This is a genomic window from Maridesulfovibrio spiralis (SeqCode), assembly GCF_048571135.1.
Lineage (GTDB): Bacteria > Desulfobacterota > Desulfovibrionia > Desulfovibrionales > Desulfovibrionaceae > Maridesulfovibrio > Maridesulfovibrio spiralis.
The window spans coordinates 415,875-428,320 of the sequence record NZ_CP182344.1 but is presented as its reverse complement, the minus strand read 5'-3'; the positions used below and the strand labels follow the sequence as shown (position 1 = coordinate 428,320).

10 protein-coding genes are annotated in these 12,446 nt (G+C 47.1%); 5 read left to right on the top strand and 5 right to left on the bottom strand.

The annotated features are described in order from the left end of the window. The first annotated feature begins 108 nt into the window (after positions 1-108). The gene (locus ACNI29_RS01940; protein ID WP_419780504.1) at positions 109-420 is read left to right on the top strand and encodes a hypothetical protein; all 312 of its coding nucleotides are present in this window, start codon (positions 109-111) and stop codon (positions 418-420) included. Between the two features lies 1 nt (position 421). On the opposite strand, the gene ACNI29_RS01935 is transcribed toward ACNI29_RS01940, so the two are convergent. Genes ACNI29_RS01935 through ACNI29_RS01915 form a run of 5 tightly spaced genes read right to left on the bottom strand, consistent with a single transcriptional unit; the run spans position 422 to position 7,087 of the window. Next, positions 422-1,057: a putative molybdenum carrier protein gene (locus ACNI29_RS01935; RefSeq protein ID WP_419780503.1), complete on the bottom strand. Its 636-nt coding sequence runs from the start codon at positions 1,055-1,057 to the stop codon at positions 422-424. 13 nt (positions 1,058-1,070) lie between these two features. Then, the gene (locus ACNI29_RS01930) at positions 1,071-3,575 is read right to left on the bottom strand and encodes an ATP-binding protein (RefSeq protein WP_419780502.1); all 2,505 of its coding nucleotides are present in this window, start codon (positions 3,573-3,575) and stop codon (positions 1,071-1,073) included. Beyond that, complete coding sequence (locus tag ACNI29_RS01925) at positions 3,572-4,888, bottom strand: ABC transporter substrate-binding protein (RefSeq protein ID WP_419780501.1); 1,317 nt, start codon at positions 4,886-4,888, stop codon at positions 3,572-3,574. Before ACNI29_RS01925 ends, ACNI29_RS01930 begins: the two co-directional genes overlap by 4 nt. Before the next feature lie 35 nt (positions 4,889-4,923). After that, positions 4,924-6,690 carry an HD-GYP domain-containing protein gene (locus ACNI29_RS01920; RefSeq protein ID WP_419780500.1) on the bottom strand — a complete coding sequence of 589 codons (1,767 nt, stop codon included), beginning with the start codon at positions 6,688-6,690 and terminating at the stop codon, positions 4,924-4,926. A 10-nt stretch (positions 6,691-6,700) separates the two neighbouring features. Then, positions 6,701-7,087, bottom strand: coding sequence for a response regulator transcription factor (locus ACNI29_RS01915; protein WP_419780499.1), 387 nt, complete (start codon positions 7,085-7,087; stop codon positions 6,701-6,703). A 247-nt stretch (positions 7,088-7,334) separates the two neighbouring features. Here ACNI29_RS01915 and ACNI29_RS01910 point away from each other — a divergent pair, with 247 nt between their 5' ends. From ACNI29_RS01910 to ACNI29_RS01895, 4 genes are read left to right on the top strand one after another with little or no spacing between them, the layout of a single operon-like run. Then, positions 7,335-8,417 carry a hypothetical protein gene (locus ACNI29_RS01910; RefSeq protein WP_419780498.1) on the top strand — a complete coding sequence of 361 codons (1,083 nt, stop codon included), beginning with the start codon at positions 7,335-7,337 and terminating at the stop codon, positions 8,415-8,417. Between the two features lie 3 nt (positions 8,418-8,420). Next, on the top strand, positions 8,421-9,620 hold the full coding sequence (locus tag ACNI29_RS01905) for an ABC transporter substrate-binding protein (RefSeq protein WP_419780497.1): 1,200 nt from the start codon (positions 8,421-8,423) through the stop codon (positions 9,618-9,620). Further along, positions 9,620-11,650: an ATP-binding protein gene (locus ACNI29_RS01900; RefSeq protein WP_419780496.1), complete on the top strand. Its 2,031-nt coding sequence runs from the start codon at positions 9,620-9,622 to the stop codon at positions 11,648-11,650. The genes ACNI29_RS01905 and ACNI29_RS01900 overlap by 1 nt, the downstream gene beginning before the upstream one ends. A 32-nt stretch (positions 11,651-11,682) precedes the next feature. Then, positions 11,683-12,396, top strand: coding sequence for a response regulator (locus ACNI29_RS01895; RefSeq protein WP_419780495.1), 714 nt, complete (start codon positions 11,683-11,685; stop codon positions 12,394-12,396). Positions 12,397-12,446 lie beyond the last annotated feature (50 nt).

The window sequence follows — 12,446 nt, the reverse complement described above, 5'->3', positions numbered from 1 at the left end:
GCGGAGAGGTTAAAATATAATGTATTTATAAATTTGTTTTTTTTAAATTCAACTAAGTGGATTTAGCGTAGTCTCAACGCCGGATACGGCATTATTCAGGAGTTTGATTTGCCAGATTTTCCCCGCACTAAAGTTACCGTGGAATCAGATATTTATGATTTGATTCCGGTGTTCCTAGAGTCTCTTTCTTCCGAATTGGCAATGATGGCCAATTGTGCGGAAGATTGTGACTACGAACTTATGCGGGAAAAGATTCACTCTTCAAAGGGAGCAGCTCTGACTTTCGGCTTTACTATTTATGTTTCAGAGCTTGATACTCTGCATAGGCTTAGTAGGGATTGTGATTCAGATGGTATGCGTAAGAGTCTTATAAAGCTGAATAATTTACTTGAAAACTGTACCTTTGTTCCTGCCGGTTGATTTATAGACCGGCAAGTAGTTCCCGCGTTTTTGCTCCTATTCCCGGGGCCCCGCTTTCCCTTGGTCCGGCTACGTTCATTTTTCTGATATTATTCGCAGCAACCCAGGCCAGAATTGTTTCAGCGGCATCCGGGCTATCAAGTGCAACCACTGCAACCGGTTTCTGGTGCTTGCGGGCTAAGCGTATGGTCAGTTCAGTTCCTTTTGATTTATGTCTGCCCGGAAAAATCAGGGTTCCGTCTGAATCCAGCACATTTTTTTCTGTTCTGATCCAGTATTGCCAACCTTCGGTTTCCTGCATGTTATATTTGCTGGGAATAGTTCCGTCTTCGGCTTTGCGTCCTTTGGGGCACCAGCCGTAGTGGGGAATGTTTCGTTCTATGGCAGCATCAAGTGCTCCGCGGTCAACCCCTGTCTGTCCGCCGGAGATTATCGTCAGACCTTTCGGTAGAGAATCCGGACCCTTATTAAATGAGTTGTCGTTCTGCTTTGATATTGTACCGCATTTGGGGCAGATTATTTGAATTTCAGCAGGAAACAGGGCTGCCTGCTTACCGAATGAAGCAAGCGGCCCTGTGTGTGAGCATTTCTTACAAGTAGCGTATTTTTTTGTTCCGTATTCTGCGACTCTTTCCATAGATGGAGGAATATCAGTTTTCAGGTAAAATAACAATCTGTACGTCAGGTGTTTGTGAGAGGCGATCTAAATCGAGACTGGTGCTCAGTTCTGCGGTGATGAATATTGTGCCTTTAAACCCAGAAGACACACGGCTCCAGAGATCTGAAGGCGGGCAGTAATTGATTTTGCCGGGGCAGATTACCAGCAGGTTTTCTGCCTGGGAATCACTTTCCTTGCCCAGTACCATGCAGGGATCGGTCATCATCAGATCTTCCTGCAGCAGACCGTGGATAGTTTCGACCAATCTTTTCTCATCGATAGGTTTGATGAGGGCGGCGTCTCCGCCAGCCTGCTGTCCTTCAGCAAGCGCACTGATTACGATTACCGGGATATGCCGCGTTGACGGGTCCTGACGCAGTACGGTAATAGCCTGTGCGCCGTCCATAACCGGCATCTTCAAGTCCATGGTGATCAGCTGTGGCATCCGTGTTTTTGCCGTTTCAACTGCTTCCTGACCGTTCGTAACAGTGATGATCCGATAGCCTTCTTCTTCCAGTACCTGTGAAAGGAACTCGTTCAAAGCAGGATCGTCATCAGCAACCATGATCAGAGGGCTATTCGTATTTCCAGGGCGTGTTTCCCGGTTGGGTGTTTTGGTTATCGGGACGGCAACAGGAATAACTTCATCCGGCGTATCGAGTGCCATAGTGAAGTGAAAAGAGCTTCCTTCACTCAATTTACTATCGACCCAGATACGGCCTTTGTGGTGTTCGACAATCTGTTTGCAGATCGGCAGACCCAATCCGGTTCCTTTGGGTTTTCCGGTCAAAGTGTCCCCGGCCTGTTTGAATCGTTCGAATATTTTTTTCTGGTCTTCAGGTGAAATACCGCTACCGGTGTCACTAACGCTGACCATGATTTCATCATTGTGTGAGCGTGCGGTGCAGGTGATGGAGCCGGAATCGGTGAACTTCACAGCGTTGGAAATCAGGTTGACCAGAACCTGCATTACTCTATCCCTGTCTCCGTACATGGTAGGAATACTGTCATCCACCTCAACAATCATATCCAGTTCCCGAGTTTTCCAGAGCGGGGTAGTTGTCTGGACTGAGGTTTCAATCACTTCAGCAATTTCAATGGGGACTTTTTTCCAGTCAATTTTGCCGGATTCCATTTTGGCAATATCAAGCACGTCGTTGATAAGTTCGGTCAGCCGTTGTCCTTCGGAAACAATAATTCCTATATTGTCCTGTACCTGTCTTATCGCTTTCTGGGTTTTTGGGTCTGGTGCGTCGCAGGAGGGGAATACTGATTTTTCCAGTTTTTTCTTAATTATTTTTGCAAATCCAAGAATAGACGTCATAGGGGTCCGCAGTTCATGCGAGACAGTGGAAATAAAGTCGGTCTTCAGGTTGTCCACTTCTTTTTCATAAGTAATATCCCGAACAAGGATTACCGCCCCTAGGCAGACATTCAGCTTGTCTTCATCGTTCATTTTATGAATAGGGGTCGCCACGGCTTTACCTGTCCGGCGGCCTTTTAGCTGTATCTCTGCTGAAAAGACTTCGTGGTCACTGCCTTTGACCAGCTGGAAAAGTGTGTTCATTTCTTCAGGGAAGTATGCATTAATTTCCCTGCCTCTAATCTCATCCTCGGTAATACCGAACAAATCACCCAGCGCGGGGTTTGTTACGGAAATTTTACCATTGATATCTACAACCAGCAGGCCGTCCGCAAGGTTGTCCATGATGACTTCCATGTAGGTCAGGGTGTCCTGTAATTCGCTGGTGGCATTGTTAACCGCCCGCTCGAGGCCGGAGATAAGCGTAGTCAGTTCGTCGGCCATATTCTTCATGGTTCCGGCCAGCAGACCTATTTCATCTTTGGAGGTAATTTCAATATCGCCTGTAAAGTCATGAGCAGAGAGCTTTTTGGCGTATTCAGTGAGTTGGTTCAGCGGTTCGGATATTCGTTTGACCATCATGTACAGGATGAAAACACTGCCCCAGAATATGAAAAACATGACCACCTGCAGTTTTGCTATGGCGGCCCATACGTATTTATTGATTATGCCCTTATCCATGCCAACATGGACGTAACCGGCCATCCCGGCGAGGATGGGCTTGGTAATATCGATAATGTCACCGACACCCGGAACTTCCATTTCGCGGATGGATATGGTTTTGGGGTGGATGCTTGTTCCGCCTAGAATTTCCGGCACCTCGGGAACGAAGGTATGGGAAATGATATCTCCATTGGAATCCTGAACATAAACATAGGCAGCACCGTCACTGTCCTTGAACTGGTCAATCATGGATTGGATGGTCGAGGCGTCCCTGTTGAGCAGGATCTCTACACTGGAACTGGCAATACTGCTGGCAATGGCTTTTCCCTTGCTGATGTATTCGTTTACCATGTGGTCATGCAGAGTCAGCGCCGAGATCAGTGACATGGATGTAGAGATAACCCCGAACAGAATGAAGTTCAGGAGCAGGGTCTTCTGGAAGATTTTTGACATTCTCATTTTTACTTTCATTTGCTCCACCTCTTCCAGTCGTTTAACGGAACAAATTTTCCGTCCGAAACTTTAGAATAATAGACTTCATCAAGTCCCTGATGTTTACCGCGCCCGAAGTTTACATCGGTTCCAATGCCGATATCGAGATTACGGATGGACAGTGTGGCCGCATATATATTGTGCTGGTACTGGGGCTGGGTAACCCGTTCAAGAATGCGGGCCATGACCTTGGCATTCAGGTAGCCTTCAAAACTGATAAAGCTGTATTTCAGGGGCTGGTAGCCTTTCCCGAATCCTTCCGGCGGCGGAGGGTTGCTGGACATGGCTTCACGGTATTCACGTACTGCGGGAAGACTGGTGTCTTCATAACTGGGTACAGTCTGGGAGTTAATCAGTTCAGAGGTGTAATTCTTGCCTGTTTCTTTTTCCAGTTTGTCCAGCAGGTCGAGCATGTTTTCACTGCCCACAAAGGAAAGGTTGCAAATCGGAATTTCAACACCGGCATCACGGGCGTCACGGATAAATGCCGCACATGCCTCGTAAGCCCCGACAGCGATAATTGCGTCCGGTTTGCCACGCTTAAGAATTTGCACCTGTTCTTTCATAGATTGATTGAAAGAAGCCCCTCTGCGGTAAGTTGCCTCTGAAACAATGGATAAATCTTTTTCAGTCAAAGCCTTGCGAATTCCATCCCAACCGCTTCGGCCATAAGCGTCTGCCTGATAAAAAACGGCGATACGGGTGCGGCCTACCATATAGAGATTATGGACTAATCCCCATGTTTCCTGACGGTAGGAAGCGCGCAGGTTGAATACATAGTCTTCGTAAGGGAATTCTCGTTGGGGCTGTGCTCCGGTGAAGGGAAAGAACAGGAACTCGGGTTCTTGAGAATTGAAATGTTTAATTACTGGAAGAACGCGGGTTACTGTCGGTGTTCCTACATAATTGAAGAGACAGTCCACTTTTTCTTTTTCAACAAGCTTGATGGTATTGCGGATAGCCGGCTCCGGGTTGTAGCCATCATCCATGAATTTGATGATGATCTTGCGTCCGTTGACTCCGCCCTGAGTGTTGATCTGATCAAAGTATGCTTTTGAACCGCGGTAAAGTTCAATTCCCAGTCCTTTGCTGGGTCCGGTGAAGGCTGCAGACATGCCGAGCAGGAATGGTTTTGAACCATCAGCCACTGCGGGGGCGTAAAATAGCGTCAATGTGAGCAGGGAGATAACAAGAGAGGACAAGACTTTGTACATACCGGGAATCCCAGAGGTTTTCAGCCTTCTGATCCTCGCATCCCGTTTGTTCTGCTGGATCGGGCTGGTTGCAGACAAAAAAACACCCGGAACAAATGTTCCGGGGATAAGAATCAGTTCAAATTTCCATGAGGTATTTTACAAAACCTCGAGGATACCGGGCGGTCAAGGTCAATACATTCCGCCCCGGCTTCAATGTCAGAAATATATTTAATAAAGAAATCTACCAGATCGCGATCCAGTTTGCCTTCCCCGGCTTCAAGTGAAAGTATTTTCAAGGCCCGTTCTTTGGGAGTTGCGGGCTTGTAGTGCCTTTCCTGAGTTACGGCATCGAATATGTCTGCGATAGCCAGTATCCTGCTCTGAATGAGGATGGCGTTTCCTGAAAGTCCTTCAGGGTAACCGGAACCGTCCAGTCTTTCATGGTGCTGGCCGATAATGGTCAGCAGCTGTGCCAGATCATCCTGAAATGGGATGTGCTCAAGAATCCGTTTGCTTTCCGCAGGGTGTCTTTCGATTTCCATGCGTTCTTCAGCAGTCAGATTGCCCCGGCGTACGGTCAGGCTTTTCCTTTCTTCTGGCTGGAGCATGTGGATGGTTGATCCGTTGACTTTGAACTTCACGCAACTCATGTAGTCGACAAAGTCCAGATCTTCCTGTGCAGGGCTTAGGGAATTATTTATCTGTTTGATGCGTTTGTAATCTTCTTCCCATTGATGCATGTGGTGTATGCCGAAGAGTTTCAGGCGCATGCCGATAACATCGACCATGGATTTCGGCAGCCGGGTTTTCTTGGTCAGTACTTCTTCTTTAATACCGATTTTGCCGATGTCGTGCAGGATTCCGGAATAGAAAACTTCCCGCAACTGTTCATCTGTAAAGGTAATATGCTGAAATTTATTATTGTCTTGTGAAATCTGCCGCGCAAAGGCTACAGCGAGATGGGCGACACGTTCAGAATGACCGGCGGTAAAGGGGTCCCGGGCGTCAATCGCTTCGGCCAGAGCTTTCAGCAAGGCGTCCATGAGAACCCTGATAGATTCGAAGTTGTATGCATTGCTGATGGAAATACCGGCCACAGATGAAAGAGTGCCTACATGTTTCAGGTGTGCTGCATTAAAAGCATTCTTTGCCGGAGAGGTTAAAATCAGCACTCCCTCGCATACGTTGGGTGAGGGGATGGGCATGATCAGCATGGAGCGGATGTTGCTGGAAAGTTTGTCGTGGCAGCGTTTATCTTTGCTGACATCATTTATTATCTCTCCACGAAGGCTGGCGATGATGTCTTTAAAAAGTGTACATTCGACGATATTTTCCAGTTCTTCGTTGGAGAATCCACCGAAGCTGTCGAAGATGGTGAAACCCTCTTCTTCCGGCAGGTATACAGCACCCATCTCCGCCGGAAGGGCGGACGTTTTACATTCTGTGGTCAGGGCAGTGATTACATCTTTCAGCCGCAGCGAATTGTTCAATTCAACAATTGAACGGTGTAGAAGGGCCAGTTCCCGGTATTTCGAGAGGGTCTCTTCACCGATCTGCCTTCGTGCGGTTTCAGATTCAATGTAATTTGAGAGGGAAAAAGCGGTGAATTCCAGAACTGATTTGATGTGGGTCAGTTCCGGTTCCAGAAGCTCGTCCCGGTTGGATATAAATACCCCTAAGCTGAGATTATCACCGGACGGTGTTTTAAGGGGGCTGAAGATTGTTTCTTCAAAAGAATGTTGGATAGGTTCGGCGCAAAAGATTGGGCTCCCGTCAATATAAACACAGAGAACTGATCCTTCCGGTAGCAATGGCAGTGCCTTTTGCAAGAAAGATTTCAGCTTTTTGGGCTTGAGGATTCTTTTAAGGCGTATTTCCGGGTTCAGTCCTGCATTCATGGGAGTCTCATCAGTCCTCAATGTTCAGAATTGATTTGGCTACCTCGAGAATTTCATCTGGGTCGAAAGGTTTGGTCATGTACCGTTCGGCGCCCAGTTCGAGTCCGTGCTTACGGTCTGCTTCCTGTCCTTTGGCGGTCAGCAGTATGATGTTAACCCCTGAGAGATTGGCATCTTCCCGCACAGCCTGACAAACTTCATAACCGTTCATATATGGCATCATGATATCCAGAAAAACCAGCTCCGGCCGTTCTTCGCGGATGCTGTCTAATCCTTCTTCACCGTTTTCGGCTGTCAGCAGTTCTACGCCGTAATCGTCTTCGAGTTCTTCCAGCGTTTGTTCTAGAAGCATCCTGATGTGGACTTCATCGTCCACAACTAGAATTTTTCCGGCCATGGTTCCTCCCTATCTATTGCCAAATTGTGACCATATTTACATATTGTATTCAAACTCGGCAAGGGGTAGGCTCAGGAAAATAAAAATTAATTCGTTTTGTGGAAATGTAGTGTATACTGTACTCAAGGGTAAGGAAATACTTACTTGATGTAATGATTATCTTTTGCCCTAAATAATATATTTGAGTGACACTTTCAGGTGATATACGGGCACGTTTTTTTAAATTTCCGTAATAGATGTTTATAGTATGATACAGTCCAAAGTAGATACCAGATTCCTGGGAACAATTCAGGACACTTTTCACGGCCTGCCTCCTATGCCGGGAGAAGTGAAGATCTTTTTCATGGTTCTTTCAGCTGCGCTTTTGATACTACTGGCAATCTATTGGCTGCGAAAGTTCGGTTTTAAAGATTTTTTATATGAGTTGCTGAAGAAGACTCCTTTAGGTGTTTATTTTGCCCATGAAGAAGAGTCCGACAATGATAAACGCAAGGGCAACCGCCGTATTGCCCGTAATGTTTCGTCTGACAGCGGTCCGTGGAAGGTGTCCAGTGATACGGATATCCTGAATAAACTTGTAATGAGCAAGTTGCCGGTCGATGTGCTGGTCGAGCGTTCCGGACAGCGTTCTCTTGCTGCTGTTGTCAACGCTTCCGGGATAGAAGGTCATAACATTGTTTTTACCTTCGAAGATCTTGTCAGTGGAGAACTGCTTGCTCCCGGTGAGCAGGTTAAATGTATTTTTACCGAAATGTTGTGGGGGGAGAAAAAGGTAAATGCTTTTATAGGGCAGATAGCCAGTAAGTCCGACAATAAGGGGATGGTCATCACCCGGCGTTCTTCTTTCGGTTTTATTAAACGCAGGGTTTTTGCTCGCCGTAAAGTTGCTGATCAGCGGTATATTAAAATTAAAATCTGGCGTCTGGAGTCCGATGATTATGACATTGATCTGATTTTGGATAAGGTTGAGCCGGAAGTTCTGATTGATAACCGAAAATTTAAAACACCCAACCCGTCAGCGGAGCAGGTACTTGATATCTCGAAAGGGGGTATTGCACTCACGGCCATGGTGCGAAAGGCCGGCAGTACTATTTCGCGTAATGATAAGGTCATCCTGTGTATGCTTATCTATCAGCCGAAAACCAGAACTTTTCAGCCGCATCTGATATATGCCGAGGTAAGGGCATCCAAAGGATTCGGGTCGGGAATGACCCGGCTCAGTTTTCAATTTCTACGCAGCTTGAAGATTCCGCCGCGCAAGCGTAGTTCTTTGTTTAAAGGGCAGGCGGTTATGGCCATGAGTCTGGCTCATCCTGAACATGAAATTTAGCATATGAAAAAGATACTACTGCTTTTGTTTCTGCTGCTCATTGCATGCGAGCGCACAGTTTCCATTGAGGTTGAAGAGAACGATCATGCCGGAATTTATCCTGATAAAGTGGTGCTTGGTGCTTCTCTGGCCCTTGACGGGCATGCCAGTTATCTGGGTATCCAGACCTTGCACGGGGCACTTGCCTACCTGAAGCACGTTAATGCCAAAGGCGGCATTCACGGACGTAGCGTAGAAGTTGTTGCTTATGATGATTCTTATGATCCGCCAAAATGCTTGATCAATACCCAAAAGCTTATAATCGAAGATCAAATCTTCGCGTTGTTTTGCTACGTGGGGACCCCGACTACTGTTGAGGTCCTTCCATTGGTGGAGGATGCACGCATTCCCCTGCTGGGGATGTTCACCGGGGCTGATGCCCTGCGCAAGCCTTTTAATCGCTACGTAATAAATATCCGTCCTTCGTACTATCAGGAAACCAGGGAGGCTGTACGGCATATGGTGGAAGATCTTGGTATCACCAAGATTGCTGTCTTCTATCAGTATGATGCCTTCGGTTTTGACGGATTGACCGGGACCGAGCTGGCTCTCAAGGATTATGATCTTGAGCCGGTGGCAAGGGGATCTTACACCCGTGGTTCCCTTGATGTAAGCGAGGGAGTGGAGCGGATTAAAGATTGCGGTGCGGAAGCGGTTTTTATGATCGGAACCAGCGGGCCGTGTATCAAGTTCATGAATCTGTTGCGCAAGGAAGGACTCAACCCTGCCTACTACACGGTCTCGTTCATGGGCGCGCGCGAGTTTGCACGTAATCTCAAGTCCGATCAGGAACTGGTCATTATGTCACAGGTGGTTCCGCCATTTGCTGATGACCTCGATCTCTCCAGTTCCGAAGCCGCCAGCTATATCAGCCTGCTTAAGCAGTATTACCCTCAGGATACCCCGAACCTCGTTGGCCTTGAAGGTTTTTTTAACGCCCGCATACTTGTAGAAGGTCTGCGTCGCAGCGGTCGAGAACTCAGCCGGGAAGGCTTTATCGAAGCCATTGAGAGTCTGAATAAATTTGAAATAGCACCGGGAATCACCGTCTCTTACGGTGACGTGGACCATCAGGGTATGGAAAAAGTTTATTTCACCCGTTTCAAGAACGGCCGATTCGAGTTGATTCGGGACTGGTCAGAGTTAATTAAGGGGACTTTGTAATGAGTCTTTTTTCGATGCAGGAACTTGTGGACCGTTTTTCCGGGCTGACTCTCAAGAATAAAATCTTTTTTTCAACCCTCGGGGTAATCCTGATTATCAGTGCCATAATCGCGTTGTTGGCACGCTGGATTCTTGTTTCGTCGCTGACAAAAGAGTTGGAGCTGCGTGGTGTTGCCATCGCCTATTCCATTGCTGAACGTGGAGCCGGGTTCATTCTGGATAAAGATTATCCCCGGCTGCTGAGCCTTGCTTTTGAAGAAGCAAAACTGCGTGAAAGACAGCACCTGATCACCTACATCTATATTCTTGGAAAAGACGGAGAGGTTTTATGTCACACCTTTACGAAACCCTTTCCTAAAGGTCTTGATCTAGCCAACCCTACTTCGGAAGGTGAGGATAAATCAGTCCGGCGTATAGATCTGGGGCGGACTTCCGCTTACGACATCGCAGTTCCAATCAAAGAAGGTTTGTACCGCATCGGTACGGTTCATGTTGGCCTGAACAAAATTCATATTGACCAGCTGGTCTCGACATTGCGATTCACATTTCTGGGTTTTATCTCTTTCGTAGTTATCATCATCTTTGTGATAAGCCATCGCTTGGCGAAGTATATTACCCAGCCGGTCAGTACTTTGACCCGTGTTTCGGATGAGCTTTCGCGGGGTAATTTTGATTTCAGTCTGGACCTGCTGACCGGCGGAACGGATTGGAATGCATCCAGTTGTCCGGCTTATTACAATACAGATTTTCCCTGCTGGCATTTTGATCTGCTAACTTATGGTGACAATCGGGGAATTGAAGGACAGGCTAACGTGCAGCAGTGCCGGGACTGTCATTTTTATTACAAACGCGAAGGTGATGAGGTTGTTCAATTGGCGGATAGTTTCCGCAACATGGTCTGGTCAATCAAGCTTTACCGCCGCAGGTTGCGTGAGTCCGAAGAGAAGTACAAATCACTTTTCGATAGTGGACCTGACCCTGTTCTCGTTGTTTCTTGTAACGATTTTACAATCATTGATGCCAACCCGCGTGTTACTGAGCTTTACGGCTATTCCCGTGAAGAATTGATTGGGGAGCTGTTTCTGAGTCTCGGACCGGAATCCAATGAGGAATGCATCAAGGCTTTTGAAGAGTATGGCGGACCTTCAGGATGTGTTTACTACCCGAAAATTATTCACTACCGTAAGGGCGGTAGTCCTGTTTATGTAAACATGCACGTTTGTCCGATCACTTACAAAAGCCAGCCTTCCATGATTGTGGCGGTTAACGATGTCACTGAGATCATTGAGAAGGATGCCCAGCTGGTGCAGGCAGCCAAGATGAAATCTCTTGGTGAAATGTCAGCCGGTGTGGCCCATGAGGTCAATCAGCCGCTTAATGCAATTAAGATGGGGAGTGAGTATCTTGCTTTAATGGCAGAGCAGGGTCGGGATGTTCCGGCTTCACAGCTTGAAGAGGTCGCCAAGGAAGTCAGCAATCAGGTGGACCGTGCTGCTGAGATCATCAGTGCTTTGCGCGCATTTGGTCGTAAGTCAGGCTTCAAGACTGACAAGGTTGATATTAATGCGCCTGTTAACGGAGTGCTCCGGTTGGTGACCAAGCAGTTCGAGTTGCAGAATATTTTCATCCGTCTTGATCTTGGGGAAGGGTTGTCCTCGGTTGTTGCCGAAGATAACCGTTTGCAGCAGGTGTTCTTCAATCTGGTGAATAATGCTCGCGATGCCATATCCGAGAAGCGTGATAATCTTGGGAAAGATAGTGAAGATTACATTAATATAGCTACCTATGAAGCTGACGGTCTGGTTTGCGCCCGGGTTTCCGATACCGGAGCAGGTATTACCGAAGAAGTGCGTAATAAGATTTTTGAGCCTTTTTTCAGTACCAAAGAGGTAGGATATGGAATGGGTTTGGGCCTTGCCATTACCTATGGCATAGTAAGAGACTACAAAGGCAGCATTGATATTGAAAGTGAACCCGGAAAGGGGACTTCTTTCATAATTTCTTTTCCTGCTGCTGTGGAAGGAAATTAATTTTAAATATATTAGGATAATCGGGGTTGGGCGTGAGCAAAATTCTTGTAATTGATGATGAAAAAGCGACCTTGAACATGTTCAAGATGCTGCTGACGGCATATGGTCATGAGGTACTGACTGCTGAAAATGGAGAGGCCGGGATCAGTCTGTTTGATACGGAAAAGCCCGATTTGGTCATGACTGACATAAAAATGCCCGGTATGGACGGTTTGCAGGTGCTGGGTAAAATCAAGTCCATGTCGCCTGATTCCGAGGTGATTGTAATAACCGGACACGGGGATATGGATCTTGCCATCAAAGCTCTTAATCTCGACGCCACAGATTTTCTCAACAAGCCCGTTAAGCGTGAAGAGCTTGAAAAGGCCCTGAAACTTTCGCAGGACAGGATAGAATTTGCCCGCAGCAGACAAAAAGATATTCGGTTGACTCTTGAAGATGATCTGGCGGTGATCAACGTAACCGGTAATCTGACTTCCATGTCAGAAGGGTTGCTGTTTGATGTTTTTGATGAGGCTCTCGCCACTGCCAGGGGTAATTTTCTGCTTGTATTTCAGGAGAAATCTTCCATTAACGGCGCGGCCATGGATTCATTGTTCAAGCTGGTGGAAAGAGCTCGCACCCGCGGGTGTGGGGTGCACATTGCCGGACTTTCTGAAAATTTTCTTTCTGTGCTGAATTCAATGGGCATAACGCAGATGGCGTCTGTTTATGAGACGGAAGCAGAAGCGCGGGAGAGTTTGTAGAAAGATGCCTCCGGTGGCTCTGGACTCTTCCATAATTTTTTAATAGGGCT